This is a genomic window from Kiloniella laminariae (assembly GCF_027214005.1).
Classification (GTDB): Bacteria; Pseudomonadota; Alphaproteobacteria; order Kiloniellales; family Kiloniellaceae; genus Kiloniella; species Kiloniella laminariae_A.
Genome location: NZ_JAPWGY010000006.1, coordinates 177,807 through 196,793, shown reverse-complemented (window position 1 = coordinate 196,793; position 18,987 = coordinate 177,807). Strand labels below are relative to the sequence as shown.

Annotated in this window: 18 protein-coding genes and 1 tRNA gene; 9 read left to right on the top strand and 10 right to left on the bottom strand. The window is 51.4% G+C overall.

Features of this window, described 5'->3' with window-relative positions:
- Positions 1-188: 188 nt before the first annotated feature.
- From rlmH to rplU, 8 genes are all read right to left on the bottom strand, one after another.
- Positions 189-662, bottom strand: coding sequence for a 23S rRNA (pseudouridine(1915)-N(3))-methyltransferase RlmH (gene rlmH / locus O4H49_RS16130; protein ID WP_269424466.1), 474 nt, complete (start codon positions 660-662; stop codon positions 189-191).
- A 26-nt stretch (positions 663-688) separates the two neighbouring features.
- Positions 689-1,132: a ribosome silencing factor gene (rsfS, locus tag O4H49_RS16125; RefSeq protein ID WP_331283769.1), complete on the bottom strand. Its 444-nt coding sequence runs from the start codon at positions 1,130-1,132 to the stop codon at positions 689-691.
- Between the two features lie 143 nt (positions 1,133-1,275).
- Complete coding sequence (locus O4H49_RS16120) at positions 1,276-1,950, bottom strand: nicotinate-nucleotide adenylyltransferase (RefSeq protein WP_269424465.1); 675 nt, start codon at positions 1,948-1,950, stop codon at positions 1,276-1,278.
- Between the two features lie 12 nt (positions 1,951-1,962).
- A complete protein-coding gene (locus O4H49_RS16115) occupies positions 1,963-3,243 on the bottom strand; it encodes a glutamate-5-semialdehyde dehydrogenase (RefSeq protein WP_419715234.1) in 1,281 nt (426 codons plus the stop codon).
- Between the two features lie 102 nt (positions 3,244-3,345).
- The gene (proB, locus tag O4H49_RS16110) at positions 3,346-4,494 is read right to left on the bottom strand and encodes a glutamate 5-kinase (protein ID WP_269424463.1); all 1,149 of its coding nucleotides are present in this window, start codon (positions 4,492-4,494) and stop codon (positions 3,346-3,348) included.
- A gap of 47 nt (positions 4,495-4,541) precedes the next feature.
- Positions 4,542-5,609: a GTPase ObgE gene (gene obgE / locus O4H49_RS16105; RefSeq protein ID WP_269424462.1), complete on the bottom strand. Its 1,068-nt coding sequence runs from the start codon at positions 5,607-5,609 to the stop codon at positions 4,542-4,544.
- Between the two features lie 268 nt (positions 5,610-5,877).
- Entirely contained in the window at positions 5,878-6,135 is a 258-nt protein-coding gene (gene rpmA / locus O4H49_RS16100; RefSeq protein ID WP_020593049.1) for a 50S ribosomal protein L27, read from the bottom strand.
- A 6-nt stretch (positions 6,136-6,141) separates the two neighbouring features.
- Complete coding sequence (gene rplU / locus O4H49_RS16095) at positions 6,142-6,513, bottom strand: 50S ribosomal protein L21 (RefSeq protein ID WP_020593050.1); 372 nt, start codon at positions 6,511-6,513, stop codon at positions 6,142-6,144.
- A 558-nt stretch (positions 6,514-7,071) separates the two neighbouring features.
- Here rplU and O4H49_RS16090 point away from each other — a divergent pair.
- Both O4H49_RS16090 and O4H49_RS16085 read left to right on the top strand, forming a co-directional pair.
- On the top strand, positions 7,072-7,863 hold the full coding sequence (locus O4H49_RS16090; protein ID WP_269424461.1) for an AfsA-related hotdog domain-containing protein: 792 nt from the start codon (positions 7,072-7,074) through the stop codon (positions 7,861-7,863).
- Between the two features lie 35 nt (positions 7,864-7,898).
- Positions 7,899-8,582, top strand: coding sequence for an HAD family hydrolase (locus O4H49_RS16085; protein ID WP_269424460.1), 684 nt, complete (start codon positions 7,899-7,901; stop codon positions 8,580-8,582).
- Positions 8,583-8,606: 24 nt separating this feature from the next.
- Here O4H49_RS16085 and O4H49_RS16080 read toward each other — a convergent pair whose 3' ends face one another.
- Positions 8,607-10,745: an ATP-binding protein gene (locus O4H49_RS16080; RefSeq protein ID WP_269424459.1), complete on the bottom strand. Its 2,139-nt coding sequence runs from the start codon at positions 10,743-10,745 to the stop codon at positions 8,607-8,609.
- 52 nt (positions 10,746-10,797) lie between these two features.
- Positions 10,798-11,535, bottom strand: coding sequence for a substrate-binding periplasmic protein (locus tag O4H49_RS16075; RefSeq protein ID WP_269424458.1), 738 nt, complete (start codon positions 11,533-11,535; stop codon positions 10,798-10,800).
- A gap of 159 nt (positions 11,536-11,694) precedes the next feature.
- Here O4H49_RS16075 and O4H49_RS16070 point away from each other — a divergent pair, with 159 nt between their 5' ends.
- The 7 genes from O4H49_RS16070 to O4H49_RS16040 all read left to right on the top strand — a co-directional run bounded on the left by O4H49_RS16070 (position 11,695) and on the right by O4H49_RS16040 (position 18,974).
- Positions 11,695-12,288, top strand: coding sequence for a VOC family protein (locus tag O4H49_RS16070; RefSeq protein WP_269424457.1), 594 nt, complete (start codon positions 11,695-11,697; stop codon positions 12,286-12,288).
- A gap of 404 nt (positions 12,289-12,692) precedes the next feature.
- Positions 12,693-13,886 (top strand): ectoine hydrolase DoeA, encoded by a 1,194-nt coding sequence (doeA, locus tag O4H49_RS16065; RefSeq protein WP_269424456.1) that lies wholly within the window; start codon positions 12,693-12,695, stop codon positions 13,884-13,886.
- A gap of 18 nt (positions 13,887-13,904) precedes the next feature.
- The gene (gene argE / locus O4H49_RS16060; RefSeq protein ID WP_269424455.1) at positions 13,905-15,068 is read left to right on the top strand and encodes an acetylornithine deacetylase; all 1,164 of its coding nucleotides are present in this window, start codon (positions 13,905-13,907) and stop codon (positions 15,066-15,068) included.
- A gap of 88 nt (positions 15,069-15,156) precedes the next feature.
- A complete protein-coding gene (locus tag O4H49_RS16055) occupies positions 15,157-15,657 on the top strand; it encodes an Lrp/AsnC family transcriptional regulator (RefSeq protein ID WP_269424454.1) in 501 nt (166 codons plus the stop codon).
- Positions 15,658-15,812: 155 nt separating this feature from the next.
- Entirely contained in the window at positions 15,813-17,303 is a 1,491-nt protein-coding gene (locus O4H49_RS16050) for an NAD-dependent succinate-semialdehyde dehydrogenase (RefSeq protein ID WP_269424453.1), read from the top strand.
- A gap of 77 nt (positions 17,304-17,380) precedes the next feature.
- Positions 17,381-18,763, top strand: a complete 1,383-nt coding sequence (locus tag O4H49_RS16045) for an aspartate aminotransferase family protein (protein ID WP_269424452.1) — start codon at positions 17,381-17,383, stop codon at positions 18,761-18,763.
- Positions 18,764-18,884: 121 nt separating this feature from the next.
- Positions 18,885-18,974, top strand: a tRNA-Ser gene (locus O4H49_RS16040).
- Positions 18,975-18,987 lie beyond the last annotated feature (13 nt).

Here is an 18,987-nt window from a genome sequence, read left to right as displayed (position 1 = left end):
ATCTCTACGATCCTTCCGAATGCTGGAATTTCTTCAAGGCTGCTGGATATGTCTCAGATTAAAAGCAAAAGGCTTTAATGTTTCATAATCTGACTGTCAGGGAAGCGACGATCAATAAGGGGCAGGCAGGTTTCTTCTGGCTTGTCTGTTTTGAAAACAGGTAAAACATCACCTGACATTCGAGGCAATCATTCCCGGTGATAGGGGTGCCCGGAGAGAATACAGGATGCCCGGTAGATCTGTTCAGCGAACAGGCCTCTGACCAGCATATGCGGCCAGGTAAAGCGCCCCAGACAAAGGGCCTGGTGTGCGACTACTTTTACCTCATCGGAATGACCGTCGGCACCGCCGATTAGAAAGGCGATATCCTGTTCACCACTATCGGCATAATCCCGAAGCAGATGGGAGAACTGTTGACTGGAAAAGTCTTTCCCCTTTTCGTCGAGGATAATAACCCGCGCATTGCGGGGAAGCGCGGCGAGGAGCAGTTCGCCTTCACGCTGTGTCATCTGCGCTGGGGGCAGATTTTTCTTTTCTTCAACTTCACGGAGCTCAAGACTCCAGTTCAGGCGATTGCCTTTCAGACGTTTGCAATAAAGCTCGAACAGATCCTTAGCCGGACTGGCTTTTGCCTTTCCGACAGCAATCAGTGTTATACGCATCCGGTATCCGCCGTTATATCACCGGATCAGGCGTCTTGTGTCGCGTAAGGCTGTACTGATTCAGGCAGTTCCAGACCCCACATTTTTTCCAGGTTATAAAACGCGCGTACTTCTGGACGGAAGAGATGAACAACGACGTCTCCGGCATCAACCAGTACCCAGTCACCGCGATCCTTGCCTTCGGCAATAATGCTTTTCATGCCGGTGCTCTTGAGACCGCGCAACAGATGGTCAGACATAGCGGAAACCTGTCGGTTGGAGTTACCGGTGGCTATAACCATATAGTCTGCAATACTGGATTTTCCGGCGAGTTCGATGACGACGATATCTTCTGCTTTGTCGTTCTCTAGCGAGTTTCGAACCAGATCGAGCAGGTCCCGGTTATTGCCCGTGGAATCCTGCGTAATGGCCTTAGAGGCAGTAGTTTCTCGTGGTATGGTCGGTCCTCCGTAAAGGGAACCTGCTGGCAAGGTCACGACTTCTCACTGCAGGCTGTTGTCATGTGCCCTGTACTTTTCGCCATACAGAGCGGCTGGTCTTGCTTATAGAGTCTAACACATCAAATGTGTGTAGCTCTATCTATATGTTAATACGTGTGGCTGCAACAAAGGGATCAACAAGTTTTTCCGGAAACCTTTGCCTTTTGCCTAATCTGGGTTGAAGAAAGGCGGGATTGACGCCCGTGTATCAATGTCCAGACGGGAGTTGGTACTTTGCTTAACTGACGGAATTTGCGTTCCGGGAGCTGTGTATGGGCAAAGTATTGTGCTGCTTTTGCCGAAGCTGCAGGCAGAGAGTAACCAGGCCGGGCAAAGACGGCGATACTCACCAGCTGGAAAATATCTTTCCAGTCGCGCCAGTGGGAAATCTGCAACAGATTATCTGCGCCCATCAGCCAGACAAAACGAACACCAGGGAAAATTTTGGCCAATTTTCGCAAGGTGTCTGCGGTATAGACAGAGCCAAGCTGGCTTTCAATGGTGGTGATCCTGATACGAGGATGTTGTTGCAGTACGAGAGCGCTGTCGACCCTTGCAGCCAGGGGAGCCATCTCCGCTGGAGATTTCAAGGGGTTTTGCGGAGAAACCATCCACCAGACTTCATCCAGGTCCAGGCGGGTGAGAGCTTGTCGTGTGATTAGATCATGCGCAGAATGTGCGGGATTGAACGATCCACCCAGCAAACCAACAGTGCTCCCCTTGTGCGGGAGCCGTCCCCCCAGAGCTCGGGCAAGGCTTCGCCGACAGGTCAACTTGTCAAACTGGAGGCTGGGAGGAAAACGTAGCATTATGACATGGGCTTAAGGTCTGACCTGACCCGATCCACGAACCAGATACTTGTAACTGGTCAGCTGGCTGGCTCCTACAGGACCGCGGGCGTGCAGTTTTCCTGTCGAAATGCCGATTTCAGCCCCCATGCCGAATTCTCCACCATCCGCGTATTGCGTCGATGCGTTATGAATGACAATGCCAGCATCAACCTGTTTCTGGAAAGTGGTCACAGCATCCAGATCCTCAGCAATGATTGCTTCCGTGTGGCTGGAGCCGTGTCGGGCAATATGGGCGATGGCAGCGGCCAGATCCGGTACCTTGCGAACCGAGAGGATGGCGTCGAGGTATTCTGTATCCCAGTCCGCAGCTGTGGCTGGGACTACCCTGTGATCCAGTGCGCAGATGTTTTCATCTCCCCTGATTTCACAGCCCTTGGCCATAAGAGCTTCGAGAATGGGTTTCAGATCATTATCAGAAAAATCCTGATCGACCAGAAGCGTTTCTGTTGCCCCGCAAACCCCGGTCCGCCGCATCTTGGCATTGAGAACAATTTCAAGGGCCATGGATGGAGAAGCCGAAGCGTGCAGGTAGGTGTGGCACAAGCCATCAAGGTGCGCGAGGACCGGCACGCGGCTCTCGTTCTGTATCCTTTCGATCAGCCCCCGCCCACCCCGGGGAATAATCAGGTCGACAATACCATTCATAGTCAAGAGATGCCCTACAGCAGCCCGGTCAGTCGTCGGAACACACTGGATAGCGGCAACAGGCAGGCCAGCCGTTTCCAGGCCGGCTTGCAGGCATTTAAGAATTGCACCGGATGAATGGTAGCTTTCCGAGCCACCTCGTAAAATCGCTGCATTACCTGCCTTGAGGCAAAGCGCCCCCGCATCTGCGGTAACATTGGGACGGCTTTCATAGATAATGCCGATCACCCCAAGCGGAACAGAAACCCGTTCAAATTTAAGTCCGTTTGGTTGTTCCCAGCTGGCGAGTGATGCCCCCACAGGGTCAGGAAAAGCAGCAATAGCTTCCAGACCAGCAGCCATCGCTTCAACCCGCTCCGGGGTGAGAGCCAGCCTGTCAAGCAAAGCAGAGCTGAGGCCTTTTTCCTGTGCCGCTGCCATGTCTTTGGCATTGGCCAGAAGAATTGTTTCTGTCTGGTCGCGAAGGGCCGAGGCTGAAGCATACAAGGCCTGGTTTTTGATCTCAGGCGAGGCAAGTGCCAGTGTCCCGGCAGCTTCTTTTGCTGCTTGTCCCAGTTGGTCCATGCGGGTCTTCAATTCACTCATTGTACCGACTTCCTGTATCATCCTGGCCCTTATGCCGGGCTCTGTTGTTTTGCCGTTTAGTATACCTGTTTAGTATATCTGGCCCGTAAATCTGGCTTATTCCTGTTGCGGCGTCCAGTTTTGTTAGATCAAAACCAGATCATCCCGGTGGATCAGTTCCTCGCGCCCGAGATATCCGAGACGTTGTTCAATCTCTGAACTTTTCAGACCAATGATCTTGTGGGCATCGCCGTTGGAATAGGCGGCCAGACCACGGGCGATCTCTCGGCCATCCAGAGATTTGATCACAACGGCATCTCCACGTTGAAACTTGCCTTCTATGGCTGTGACACCCGCTGGCAATAGGGACTTTCCACTCTGGAGTGCCTTGAGAGCCCCATTGTCAACGATGACTGTTCCCAAAGGCTGAAGGCTGCCCGCAATATAACGTTTTCGTGCTGTCTTTGGTTCAATAGAGGCTTCAAATACCGAAGCTCTTTTCCCTTCCATGACATTGCTCAGGGGATTGAGCTGGTGTCCATTGGCAATGATCATATTGCAACCCGCGCCAACAGCAATTTTAGCCGCTGCGATCTTGGTGATCATGCCGCCGGAACTGTACCCGGGCAGGGCTTCTCCGGCCATGGAATCTATTTCTGGCGTGATTTCCTTGATGACGGGCAGAAACCGGGCAGAAGGGTCCCGTTTGGGGTCTGCCGTATAGAGACCATCGATGTCGGACAACAATACCAAGAGGTCGGCGTCAATCATTGCCCCAACTCTTGCGGCGAGCCTGTCATTGTCGCCAAACCTGATTTCGCTGGTGGCAACTGTGTCGTTTTCGTTGATGACCGGCACGGCGCCAAGTTTAAGTAACGTGGTCAGGGTGTTTCGGGCATTCAGATGTCTGCGCCGTTCCTCGGTATCTCCAAGGGTAAGCAAAATCTGCGATACGGTGATTTTGTGGCGTGCCAGAGCTTCCTGATAGGCATGGGCAAGAATAATCTGCCCTGTAGCCGCTGAAGCCTGCTTTTCTTCCAGTCGCAGTTTGCCCCGGGCGAGCCCCAGATGATTGCGGCCTACAGCGATCGCGCCCGAAGACACCAGTACCACTTCAGCCCCGTGATCAATCAGGGCCGCGACATCATCCGTCAGGGCATTGAGCCACTCAGCCCGCAAGCGCCCTGTTTCGTCATCGACGAGCAGGGCCGAGCCGATTTTAACCACAATACGTTTTGCGCTTCTCAGGTGCTCGGCAGCAGACAGGCCGATATCCTTTGTCTCTGTAACCATCTTTTTTGCCGTATAACTATATTATCGGGACGCTGATAAGAAGTGCCTTAGATTGGAGAGTATCCCTGTGGTGAGGGCTCTTCCTCGATGATATCGCCATCTTCGGAGAGGTTGGCATTTGCTGCACGATCCTCAAGAATATAGTCGAGCATACGTGCCAGTACCGGTTCAACACCTTGCTTGCTGACGCCGGAAAGCAGAAAGGTTTCCTGGCCGGAAAGCTTCGCAAGTGCCTGACGGCGTTCTTCGGCTTCTTCCTCTACCAGTGCATCTACCTTGTTCAGGGCGAGTACAACAGGCTTCTCGTCAAGTCCTTCGCCATAGGCGGCCAACTCGGCACGAATGGTTTTGTAATCCTCAAGGTACTCATCGGAAGTGCCATCAACCAGGTGGAGGAGAACGCCGCAACGTTCTACGTGACCCAGGAAACGGGTGCCAAGGCCATGGCCTTCGCTGGCGCCTTCAATCAGACCTGGGACATCGGCAATGACGAACTCTTCTCCCCGGCTGTAAACCACCCCGAGGTTGGGATGTAGTGTCGTGAAAGGATAGTCGGCAATCTTGGGTTTTGCTCGCGAAACCGCTGACAGGAATGTTGATTTCCCGGCATTAGGAAGACCCACAAGTCCGGCATCGGCGATAAGCTTGAGCCGGAGCCATACCCACATTTCCTCTCCGGGCCAGCCGGGATCTGATCGACGAGGCGCGCGGTTGGTCGGGGTTTTGTAGCGGGCGTTACCATAACCACCGTCGCCACCTTTACAGAGGACGACTTCCTGTCCTTCTTCGGTGATGTCGGCAAGAACTGTTTCCTTGTCTTCGGCGAGGACAACAGTCCCGACGGGGACTTTTATAATCAAGGGCTTTGAAGCCGCTCCGGTCATATCGCTGCCTCGGCCATGGTCGCCACGTTTGGCTTTGAAATGCTGGGCATAGCGGAAATCGATGAGCGTGTTGAGGCCGTGTGCACCCCGAACGATGACATCCCCGCCCCGGCCGCCGTCGCCGCCGTTTGGTCCGCCAAATTCGATGTATTTTTCTCTGCGGAAACTGGTGCACCCACCGCCGCCATCGCCGCTTTTTACAAAAATCTTGGCTTCATCAAGGAACTTCATCGCTTTGCCTGTCTTCTGGTCTGTCCGGAGAAGATGTTCCCGGAAAAATATGTTGGTATCACCACCCGGAAAATGCTCTGAGCGGTGTCACCGTATTGTTTCTCTCGCCGATGATTGTTGGGGATCGCGGCGGTAATACAACGAATGTTCCGGTATCTGATCAGGTGAAATCTGATGGAAAGAACCGGAATGAGAAAAGGGGAGAATGGTTTTCCATTCCCCCCTAAACCTTTACAGTCCAGACGCTAAGGTCTGGTAGGCGGGGCCGTTAGGCCGCCGGCTGTACTGAAATGTATGTGCGTCCGCCAGCTTTCTGACGGAAGACAACCTGGCCTTCTACAGTGGCGAAGATTGTGTGATCTTTACCAATGCCAACGTTATCACCGGGGTGGAACTTGGTACCGCGCTGACGAACCAGAATGTTTCCGGATACGACGTGCTCACCACCAAATTTCTTTACACCTAGGCGGCGACCTGCTGAGTCGCGACCGTTGCGGGATGAACCGCCTGCCTTCTTATGTGCCATGAGGTCTTACTCCTCTGAATCTTTCTTGGCAGAAGCTGCTTTTTTCTTAGCAGGCTTCTTGGCGCCATCGCCGAGAATGTCTGTGATCTTGATGACTGTGAGATCCTGGCGATGACCGTTTTTACGGCGATGGTTCTTACGACGCTTCTTTTTGAAGATGATGACTTTGTCACCACGTGTCTGTTCAACCACATCAGCCTTGACCACGGCACCGTCCAGAAGTGGCGCGCCAATGGTTGCCTTCTCATCGTCACCGATCATGAGAACGGAATCGAAATCAATCGAAGCGCCTGCTTCGGCATTGATCTTTTCGACGACCAGAACGTCATCCTTACGGACTTTGTACTGTTTACCGCCGGTTTTGATTACTGCGAACATGTTTATCGGTCACTTAGCTGTTAATTAGGCATTGCAAACATGAATCTTTATTCATGCACATATGGCCGCTCGGAATCCGGGCAGCCAGTGAGGGTGGAATATAGCGGTGCTTTGTCGGGAGTCAACGGCTTTCTCGTATTGTCGGTGGAACGTTACTGAATAAACGTCACAGAAGAAATAGAGGGAATGCTGTGTTGTGGCCTTATCCGGAGTCGGGTTGTAGGTGATTTAAAGAAAAACACGTTATAAATAAAGTAAGGTAAGTAAAATTTTAATTTATTAAGTATAAAAATTTATTAAATCTAGCAACTATGAATTGTTTTTCTTGTAATTAAGCTATTTTACATTGATGTTTATTTATAATTTATTAAAAATTGCATAAAATTTTATATTAATTGTTGACTATTTAGTTTGTGTGAGGATAGAAAGCCGCCAGCTCAAAGTAACGGTTTCTGAGCATCTCGTAATTCCAGTAAAAAATACTGTGTCTTCTTTCAGATCCTGATGTGTCTCTCCTGATTTTGGAGGGATTTGTCTATGCCATTATGGAGATTTGTTGTGTGTGAACGTATTGTGGTTGTTGTCGGTGACAAGTTTGCGGATTTTGCTGTCGGCAAGGACGTTATTACTCTGTCTCAACTAAAAGGGATGCTGTGTCTTCCCAGCCGACTACTTGCTGTTCAGGGACAAATAGTAATCGTCCCGGGGCAAGGATTGGGGGACAAGGACATAGAGGCCGTAGAAAAACAGGCGTCCTTGTCTGAATGCAGGGCAATGTTTGATTTTTCACTCTGGTATCGCTCTGGCCGGCGTGCGTCACAAAAATATTCCCACAAGCATTTGCCACAAAACACTCTGATCTCGGAACCTGTCCAGTGCGGGGATGACTGTTATGAGCTGTCTTTGCTTATCGATGAGAACTGTGAATTGATGAGCGATCATCAAACCGGGCAACATGTACAGGGAATGATTTTGTTTGAAGCAGCCAGACAGACCTTTCTTGCCGTGACAGAGACCTTTTACCTGCCACAAAACGAAACCGGCTATTATTTTGTGATCAACCAGATGTCGGCGAATTACAATCGTTTCGCCTTTCCAATTGAAGCGCGTATTACCTACCGGATCTGTACAAAAGATATCGCCAAGGCAAACCGCATGAGTTTTTCGGCTGATATTACTGTTGAACAATGCAATCAGGTCGCGGCGACATTCCACACGGATTTTACTGTCTTTGAGAACAGCCGGATCAGCAGTATGGAAGGCAAGCTTGCTTCACAGTCCCTTTCCGGCTTTATCTCGGAAATTGCCAAGGAACGACAGCAGAGAGTTGAGTTCCTTACCGCGGCATAACAGGCCTGGCTTGCAAATACAGAAAGATACGAACCATGAGTGATATGTCCGATACAGGCGTTGTAAGCTATGCTTTTTTTGATGTGGATGACACATTAATAAACATCAAAAGCATGTTCAGTTTTCAGGACTACTGGTACTCTGTTGTGCCAAATCCGGAAGAACAGGAAGCATTCGCCGCTGAAATGGGGCACCTGCGGGCCGAGAATGCGCCCTGGGAAATTCTGAACCGTCGCTACTATTCTTATTTTGCGGGCCGTTCAGTCTCACAAGTTGCGGACTGTGCAGAACAATGGTTTTTGCATCTCGAACGAACCGTTGATGACCTGTTCCATACAGCGATCATAAAAAAACTGGAGGAACACCAGGGCAAAGGTGAAATTCCAGTGTTTGTTTCTGGCTCTTTTCCCGCTGCTCTGGCCCCCAGTGCCCGGCGGTTCGGGGTTGAGCATATCCTGGCAACAACAATGGAAGTTGTTGAGGGGTGTTATACTGGTGAAATACTGCCTCCCCAGACAATCGGGGCAGGAAAAGCCGAGGCTGTGGCCGGATTTCTGGAGAAGACACAAGTTCCAGCCACTGCCTGTTATGCTTACGGGGATGACATTTCAGACCTGCCTATGCTCGAAGCGGTAGGTTATCCCTTTGTTGTCAGTGGAGGACGAGGACTGGAAGATCATGCGAAGAAGGTGGGGTGGCCGGTTTTGTCTCCTCGATAAGAAGGCGGAATAGAACAAGGAATGTTATTGTTCCACGACGGCTGAAGCAGGTAGGAGAATAAAGATGGTTGTTCCTTCTCCTTCCTGACTTTGCAATGTGATGTGCCCGTTATGTTGTTCGACAAGAGCTTTTACAATGGAAAGGCCAAGTCCCACGCCTTCATGTTCACAGATCATGCTGCTTTCTACTCTGGTGAAGGGCTTGAAGATACCTTCTTGCTGATTTTTCGGGATACCTATTCCGTTGTCTGCTATGGCAAGGAGAAGATCACCTGTTCCTTCCCGGGTTGCTGAAATGGTGATTTCCCCGGTTTTATTGGTAAACTTGATGGCATTGGAGACAAGGTTGATGATGATCTGCATGAAACGCCGTTCATCAGCCTTGATGTGATACAGGCTGACATCCGGGGTAACGTTCAGGGTCACCTCTGCCTTGTCGGCACGATCTTGCATCATCGAGATGCATTTTTCGACCACAGTACCAAGGTGTACGGTTTCAATCTCAAGCGCCATGTGACCGGATTCAATCTTTGAAACATCTAGGATGTCGCTGATGATCCCCAGAAGGTACAGCCCCGAAGAATTGATGTCGCTGGCATAGGATTTATAGTGAGGGTTGTCGAGAGGGCCCATGATCTCGTGTTGCATCATCTGGGCAAAGCCGATGACGGCGTTTAGAGGCGTCCTTAGCTCGTGGCTCATGTTGTTCAGGAAATCTGTTTTGCTTCGATTGGCCAGTTCGGCCTCTTCTTTGGCGGTTGAAAGTTCTTGAGTTCTTTCCTGCACACGGCGTTCGAGCGTTTCCTTGGCTTCCTGGATGAGGATTTCTGCCTTGCGACGATCAGAGATATCGCGAACAGATCCGCGATAGCCGGTGAAAGTCTTGTCCTGATCAAAGATGGGGATGCCGCTGATGGATACGGCGATAATGTTGCCGTTGTTTCTGTTGCAATGATATTCGAGGTTTCGGAAAGGACTATGTTTTTGCCGATACTGCTCGATATCTTGTTTCCAGTCCCCTTCTTTATTGTTCCGGCTTTCGGTGGTGATCAGGTTGGCCAGAGGCTGTCCGATGAGGTTTTCTGCCGCATCAATGCCAATCAGGTGAAAGTGACCGGAAATAAAGGTGATCGACAAGTTCTCGTCTGTTTCCCAGAAAAGATCTGTGACTGTTTCGGCAATGTCCCTGAAACGTTTTTCGCTGAACTTGAGGGCTTGTTCAGCCGCGATACGCTCTGAGATTTCCTGTTGGAGATTGCGCGTACGTTCTTCGACTCTCGCTTCCAGATCAATGTTGGCTGTGTTGAGGTTTTTATAGGCAATGCCAAGGTTCTGACACATGGCGTTAAAGGCTGATACAACCCGGTCCAATTCATCGGGGGTACGGTAAGCTCGACGCTTGAGCCGGAAGACCGGAGATTGACCAATGAGACTGTAGCTACTGGCAAAGTTTGCTAGAGAAACCAGGTGTCGTGTGATCAGGTAGTGTACAACGTAGAGGATAAAAAACGAGACAAGAAAAGTCTTTATTGCCTGGGTTCCCAGAATCACAAGTGTCTTTTCCCATAAACGGTTGTAGACGCCTTCAAGTGTCGCCTCGATATAGAGGGTGCCTATTGTTCGGGCTGTGTCGCGATCATTGTAGACAATGGGCAGAGACCAGGAAATTGTGTTGTGTTCAAGGCGTTCACCGACTGTAACCAGAAGTGGTTTTTTGACTTCAGAGACTGTTTCGTGCACTTCAACAGCCTGTATGTCAGGAAGGCGAACAATGCCGCTTAGCTGAATTTTCAGCTGTTCTGTATCAACGTTCCACAGGCTACCCGCGATACTGTTAAGATAGCTGCGCTCTATCTCCAGCAAACGATCAGATATGGAATTCACGTCCCGGCGGTAATCGAGATAAAGCTGGGCAGCCGTCAGGATTAGGGTAATGAGAGAGCTAAACAGCAGAATTGCCAGAAGCAGGCGTCGACCAATTCCACGACTGAAGGGCAAGGGGGAATCGCCTTTCGAAGGCAGCGCGAAATCGTCCGGGCGGTGAGGGCTTGTATTAACAGTCTCTTGTGGGGCCTTTGTTTGAGATTCGTAAGCTACGCTTCCGTTCCTGGTCGAAACAAAGTCGTCACCAGACATTCGAACGATGTCTTTCTTCTTCGACAATTCAGCTCCCTTAAATTCCCTGAATATAACCGCTTGTTATTTTTTTCTTTGGTTAAAAATATGAATTATCGTTCAGCAGGCGAGTCAGCGTTCCATCTTCGCCCATCGTTTGTATCACTGTATTAAGTTCTTGCATGACATCAAGGTTGGGTGACTTCCTGGAGCACTGCAAGGCGATAGGAATCCTTTTCATAACAAGGTAATTATCAAGCAGATCTGGGTAGTTTTCCTGTTTTGCCATATAGAAAATAGTCGGGATAGCACCAGCGATGGCATCCAGGCGCTGATGTGCAATTTTTAGCAGCCCGATCTGGTAATCCTTGTCATATTCTTTCTGCAGGCTCGTATCGTTATCAAATTCGGGTGTAATCTTGAGGCCGCGAAGCAAGGAAATGGTCAAGGGTTTGAGATCTTCATAGCTTGAAAGAGATACTCCCTTGCGTGCAATGACCCCAAAAGGCATCTGGTAGACTTCTGCACCTTTTTCTACAATAGAAGCCCTGCTTTCACTCCAGAGAATAATGGTGCAATCCTGATCACCAGATTCGAGGTCCTGATTGATCCGGGCAAAAGGTCTCAGGGAAATCTGTATTTGATGTCCACTGCGTCTTTCCAGTTCCCGTACTATTTCGGGGAAGGCGCCAACGGGTCTGTCCGATCCGGGTTCAAAGGAAGCCCAGGGGGCCGTTTCCAGAGTAATAAATTTAAGTTCCCGGGCATCAGCTTTGGAAAGATATCCCATGACCAACAATGCAAAGACAGCGCCGAAGAATCTCCCTGATTTTTGCATTGAAACCCCACTGAATAACCATTCAAGAATGACAAAGTTTTCCAAAATTAAGTATTAATTTAGTACGATGGGTTTTTATGTACAACAGAATATCCTGAAGGTGATCCGTTTTACTTTGGGGAAGTATTTAACATAATAAACAGGGGAATAATATTTATCATGTCTGGGGTTATAAGATTATTTCTTCTTATGGTTGTGGTGATGTTCCAGCCCGTATTCTCAGCTCATGCAGGGGGTGTAAGGGGGATGGAACATGTCGGGATTACCGTGCCAGACCTTCAAGAAGCCAAGGAGTTTTTTACCGAAAAGCTGGGATGCCAGGAAGCATTTCAACTGGGACCATTTGCCGATCCTGAGGGAAGCTGGATGAGCCAGAATGTCGGAACGCATGACAAGGCGACATTGAAAATTTCAGCTCTGAAGTGTGGAAATGCAACCAATGTAGAGCTGTTTGAGTTTGCATCGCCTGACCAGGTGGCAAACTGGCCGAAACGGGAAGATTACGGGGCGACATCACTGGGATTCTACGTCGATGACCTCAAGAGTTTTGTTGATGAACTCAAATCAAAAAATGTTGAGGTGTTGGGCGATATAAAGCTGGTTGATCAAGGGCCGATAGCAGGGAGAAGCTGGGTTTATGCCAAGGCCCCATGGGGGATGTTGATTTTTCTGATGAGCGAACCTGAGGGTATCGCCTATGAGAAACAGCCTGATGCACTCCATCTATTCAGTCCGCGTGATTTGCCGGAATAATTCTGTAATTCCTTGTAGGGTCTACAGGAAACAGTTTCCTGGGATGAGGGGGTAGGATTTGGCTATCTCCTCATTTTTTTACTGATTCTTGATGGGAGATGTTGTCGCGATCAGGGATCTCTGTGCCTTCAGGGAATCCTTGAAGTAGAGCGATGATATCCTGATGCCTAATTACTAATGGTATGCTGGATGCCTTCTGGAGTGCAGCATCTGGCGATAAAAATCAGGTGTGACCGCGGTATTTTCCGATAGCTATTCTGATTTGCTGGCAGACAAGAGAAGGATCTCCGGTCAAAGTTAGGGCAGAATGTCTTCAAACTGGTATCGCAGAACAGTCATAAAGCCAGTCGGCAAGGTGATAATGAACTCGTTGACATAAAGTGGCGCTGGGCAAAGGAAATCTCATGGCGTTGAATCCCGCAGGAATAGAGTTGTGTTTCGATCTTTCAGAATATGATGTGCGTCTGGCGAAGACACGACGGGCAATGCAATCCGCAGGGGTGGACTGTCTGGTTGTGACAGATCCTTCAAACATGGCCTGGCTGACGGGTTATGACGGCTGGTCCTTTTATGTGCACCAGTGTGTGATTGTCACCGGAGAGGGGCAGCCGATCTGGTTTGGGCGTTCGATGGACGCTAACGGGGCCAAGCGCACCTGTTATCTGTCCCATGACAATATCATCGGCTATGCGGATCACTATGTTCAGTCCACCGAACGCCACCCGATGGATCTGTTGGCGTCAATCCTTGATGCCAAGGGATTTGGAAAAGCCTCTATCGGGGTGGAGATGGACAACTATTATTTCTCTGCTGCGGCCTATGCGTCTCTGGTGCGTCATTTACCAAACGTTACTTTCAAGGACACGACCAATCTGGTGAACTGGCAGCGGGTGGTAAAGTCCCCGCAAGAGCTGGACTATATGCGCAAGGCGGGCAAGATTGTTGAGGTGATGCACCAGCGTATCCGCGAAACTGTCAAACCCGGCCTGCGCAAAAATGAACTGGTCGCTGCCATCTATGATGCAGGCTTGCGCGGTGTCGAAGGCGCGGGCGGGGATTATCCCGCCATTGTACCGTTGCTGCCTTCTGGCGCGGATGCCTCGGCGTCCCATCTGACCTGGGATGATCGTCCCATGCGGTCTGGGGAGGGGACTTTTTTTGAAATCGCGGGCTGTTACAAACGCTATCACTGTCCGCTGTCGCGCACAGTGTTTCTCGGCAAGCCGGAGCAGAAATTCCTCGATGCAGAAAAGGCGGTGCTGGAGGGGATGGAAGCCGGACTTGAACAGGCCCGGGTGGGAAATTTTTGTGAGGATATTGCCAATAGCTTCTTCGCGGTTCTGAAAAAGCATGGCATCATCAAGGACAGTCGCACCGGTTATTCCATCGGTTTGTCCTATCCCCCGGACTGGGGTGAACACACCATGAGTCTGCGCAAGGGGGATCGCACGGTTTTGGAGCCGGGAATGACCTTTCACTTCATGACAGGTCTGTGGCTTGAAGACTGGGGACTGGAGATCACTGAAAGTATTGTGATTGGTGACAAGGGGCCGGAATGCCTGTCTTCTGTCCCGCGTGAACTGTTTGTTATTTCCTAAGATACAAGACGGGTTTTTATGTCGGATACACTGAACCTCACCAAGGAAATCTTGGGCAAACTGGTCGCTTTTGAAAGCCTGTCAGGTTTGTCAAATCTGGCTATGGTCAGCTATATCAGGGAGTACCTGGAGCAGCAGGGAGTAGCCTCGTCTCTCAGTTATGACGAAACCGGGTTACGGGCTAATCTCTATGCCACCATAGGCCCGGAAGTCGATGGGGGGGTGGTGCTCAATGGTCATACGGATGTGGTGCCAACCAGAGGTCAGGAATGGAGTGCCGATCCTTTCACCTTGCTGGAAAAGCAGGGGAGGCTTTATGGACGTGGTGCGGTGGATATGAAAGGCTTCCTCGCCTGCAGTCTGGCAATGGTGCCAGAGTTCAAAAAACAGGATCTAAAACGTCCGATCCATGTATCATTTTGTTATGACGAGGAAACCGGTGGTTTCGGGGCCCCTGTTCTTGCCGAAGACATAATGTCCAAGTCAATGACACCTGCCATTGCCATTGTGGGAGAGCCGACCGGGATGCGACTGGTTACCGGGCACAAGGCAGGTTTCGAGATCCAGACCGAATTTGATGGTTTCGAGGTTCATGCCTCGGATCCGGGCAAGGGGGTGAACGCGATAGAATACGCCACTCTCTATATCGACAAAATTCTGGATATCAAGGCTGAATTGGCGGCAAAACCCGTTCAGGATTCACCTTTTGAACCGCCCTATTCGACCTGTAATATCGGCCGGATCGAGGGCGGGATTGCGACAAATATTACGGCGGGCAGCTGTGTGATCAACTGGGAAATCCGTCCGATCCCCGGAGACGACGGCTATGCGATTCTTGATCGGATCAAAGACTATGCAGAAACGGTACTGGTTCCGAAAATGCGAGAAGTCTACCCCGAGGCAGAGATCCGGACCAAGCTGCTTGCGGATGTACCGCCATTACTGGCCAGCGAGGATTCTCCTGCTGTCAATCTGATCCGAAAAATCACCGGGAGCAATACAAGCGAGGTTGTTTCCTTCGGAACGGATGCCGGACACTTCGAGCGTGTCGGTATCTCTACGGTGGTTTTTGGACCGGGTTCGATTGATCAGGCACACAAGCCGGATGAGTATATCGAGATTTCTGAGCTCAAGCGCTGCCTGGCATTTCTGGCAGATCTCGCCGTACATCAATCAAATTGATGATGTCTGGGGCTGTTTGGGGGCTTGTCATTATTGGGAGAACCCCGTTAAGTAAGGGACCACTTCCAAGAAACAGTCTGGTAAAATCATGCAGATAGCAGGACTTCGACTGGATGATCGCGATCTCGCGATTCTCAATATCCTCCAGACCGAGGGCCGGATCACCAAAGCCGCACTGGCCGAGCGGGTTAATCTTTCTCCTACGCCCTGCTGGGAAAGGTTGAAACGTCTGGAACAGGCAGGGTTGATCGAAAGCTATGAAGCCCGGCTGTCGCTCAAGGCATTCTCACCCGTTACAATCGTCTTTATGGAAGCGGAACTCGACAGCCACAAGGCAGAGGATTTTGATCGTTTCGAGGCGGCGATGGCTGATTACCCGGAGATCGTGGAATGCTGGGCTGTCGGTGGTGGCATTGATTATGTCTTGCGCATTCTGACCCGGGATATCGACAGTTATCAGCGTCTGGTCGATCGTTTGCTTGAGGCCAAGATCGGACTGCGGCGGTATTTTTCCTATGTGGTGACAAAACCCGTCAAGCACCAGACAGCCCTGCCGCTGGACCTGCTTACAGCCGACCTTGCAGACTAGAGTTGTGTCCTTTCTGGACAGCGGCTCTTGCTAAAGAGGAAGTTTCCTCTTCATTGCAGAATAGCAGTGGTCTTCTCTTAATTCCCTCCTGTCTTTAGATGCACCTTCGCCGGGAAGTCGCTCATGATGGTCCTCATCAAACAGGAGCAAGAGCCATGCAGCAGACAGTTAAAGAGAAAAGCCGGTCATCGGCCTTTGGGGATTTGAATGATCCCCGGCTTTTCAGGGAATTCAGCTATATAAACGGTGAATGGTGTGCTGCTGGTTCCGGCAGCACTGTTCTGGTGACAGATCCTGCAACACAGGAAATGCTTGGGGCTGTCCCAAAGATGTCCGGTGAAGAAAGCAAACGGGCGGTGGATGCCGCTCAGGCCGCTTTCCCTGACTGGGCAGCACGTCTGCCGCAGGAACGCTCGGCGATTTTGCGGCGCTGGTTCGAGTTACTGAAACAGCATCGGGATGATCTGGCGCTGATTATGACGCTGGAACAGGGAAAACCTCTGTCAGAAGCCCGGGGTGAGATCGACTATTCTGCCGATTTTATTGAATTCTATGCTGAAGAAGCCAAACGCCCGAATATTGAAAGCGTGACGTCACATATGCCGGGTGGCGAGGTCGAGGTCTGGCGTGAGCCCTGTGGTGTGGCTGCACTGGTTACCCCCTGGAACTTTCCCAACGCGATGATCACCCGCAAGGCGGCAGCTGCTCTTGCTGCAGGGTGCAGCTGTGTGGTGCATCCTTCGAAGGAAACCCCCTTTTCTGCCACCGCGTTGGCGGAACTGGCCGAACGCGCCGGCTTCCCGCCGGGAGTTTTCAACGTGGTGACGGGCGAGCCAGCAGAAATCGTTGAGCCCTGGACGACAGATAGCCGGGTGCGGGTGGTATCCTTTACCGGATCAACCGAGATCGGGCGGTTGCTCTATGCCCAGTCTGCCCCAACGATCAAACGACTGGTGATGGAACTCGGCGGGCATGCACCCTTTATTGTCTACGGTGATGCAGATATCGATCACGCCGTGACTTGCGCCATCGCGGCGAAGTTTGCCACCTCTGGTCAAGATTGCCTGGCGGCAAACCGGATTTTTATCGAGCGCCCTCTATACGATGAATTTGTGCAAAAATTCACAGCTGCGACCAAAGCCCTGAGCGTTGGTCCGGGGCTGGAGGATCCTGATATCGGACCCTTAATGAATGAGGCTGCGGTAAAAAAACAGGAAGCCCATGTGGCCGATGCCCTCAAACGCGGAGCGGTTCTGCTCACCGGTGGTTCCCGTCATCCTCTCGGGCCGTTGTTTTTCCAGCCCACGGTTCTTGGTGATGTGCCTGCTTCGGCGCTGGTTTTCTTTGAGGAAACCTTTGGTCCGGTGGCTTGTCTGACCCCTTTTGAAACCGGGGAGGATATTATTGCCCGGGCCAATGACAGCGAATACGGATTGGTGGCCTATGTCCACACACGGGATGCCAAACGGGTTTATACGGCCAGCAGGGCGTTGCAATACGGTATGGTGGCGATCAACCGAACCAAGTTGACAGGCGCACCCATCCCCTTTGGCGGGATGAAACAGTCAGGGCTTGGCCGCGAAGGTGCACGTCAGGGTATGGAGGCCTTTACCGAAATCAAATATGTCTGTCGCAATTTTCTGTGACAGATCTGAAAAGCAGACCTTAAGCTTTCTACAAATTTAACGGTCCGGCAGCGGCCCGGAAATCGAGGAACAAAACCATGCTGAAAAATGATCAACTCGCCGAATGGGATCGCGAGAACTTCTTTCACCCTTCCACTCATCTGGCCCAGTTTGCCCGGGGGGATCTGGGGAACCGGATTATTTCTGGCGGCGATGGGCTTTATATTGAGGACCGTGATGGCACACGTCTGATGGATGCCTTTGCCGGGCTCTATTGTGTCAATATCGGCTATGGTCGGCAGGAAGTGGCAGAGGCCATCGCCAAGCAGGCAAAAGAACTGGCCTATTACCATTCCTATGTCGGCCACGGCACCGAAGCATCGATCACCCTGGCGAAGATGATAATCGACCGGGCACCAGCCAACATGTCGAAGGTCTACTTCGGTCTGTCCGGTTCGGATGCCAATGAAACCAACATCAAGCTGGTCTGGTATTACAACAACGTGCTGGATCGTCCGAAAAAGAAAAAGATCATTTCGCGCTGGCGTGGTTATCACGGCTCGGGCCTGATGACGGGATCTCTGACCGGGCTGGAGCTGTTCCACAACAAGTTCGATCTGCCGCTGTCACAGGTGGTGCATACTGATGCGCCCTATTACTTCCGCCGTGCCGACACAGGTCAGAGCGAAGCCGACTTTGTCAAACAGTGTGCTGACAGTCTCGAAGCGCTGATCGCCCGTGAAGGCGCGGATAGCATCGCCGCCTTTATCGGCGAACCGGTTCTGGGGACTGGCGGGATCGTGCCGCCACCCGCCGGGTACTGGAAAGCAATTCAGGCAGTGCTGAAAAAACACGATATCCTGTTGATCGCCGATGAGGTCGTGACCGGGTTTGGTCGTCTGGGCAGCATGTTCGGTTCTGACCACTATGATATCGAGCCGGATATCATCACCATTGCCAAGGGTCTGACCTCGGCCTATGCGCCGTTGTCCGGATCGATTGTTTCGAATAAAGTCTGGAAGGTGCTGGAAGAAGGCACGGATAAACTTGGCCCGATCGGCCATGGCTGGACCTATTCCGCCCACCCGATCGGAGCTGCGGCTGGTGTTGCCAACCTCAAGCTGATTGATGATCTGAAACTGGTAGACAATGCTCGCGATACCGGGACCTATTTCAATCAGGGCCTCAAAGCGGCGCTGGATGATATTTCCATCGTTGGCGATGTACGAGGAGAAGGCATTCTGGCGGCGATTGAATTTGTCAAAGACCGCGACACCCGGGAGTTCTTTGACCCGGCGCTCAAGGTTGGTCCCCAGGTTGCAGCCGCGCTGCTGGAACGGAGCAAGGTGATTGGCCGGGCCATGCCTCAGGGCGATATCCTCGGGTTTGCCCCGCCACTTTGTATGACACGCGCCGAGGCTGATATGATCATCGAAGCCGCCCGCGATGCCATCCAGTCAGTGGCAAGCAAACTCGGCTAGGATCCAATCGGATCGTTTAGATAACAAACTCGGGTCCGGATTTTTTTTTCATCCAGAGCCGGGTTTGTTGCGTTTGGGCTCTGGACAGCGGCGCTTCTCTGGATTAGCACTAGGGCATCGCGGAGAGGTGCCGGAGTGGCTGAACGGGGCGGTCTCGAAAACCGTTGTGCTTGCAAGAGTACCGAGGGTTCGAATCCCTCCCTCTCCGCCAGTGGTTCACTGGC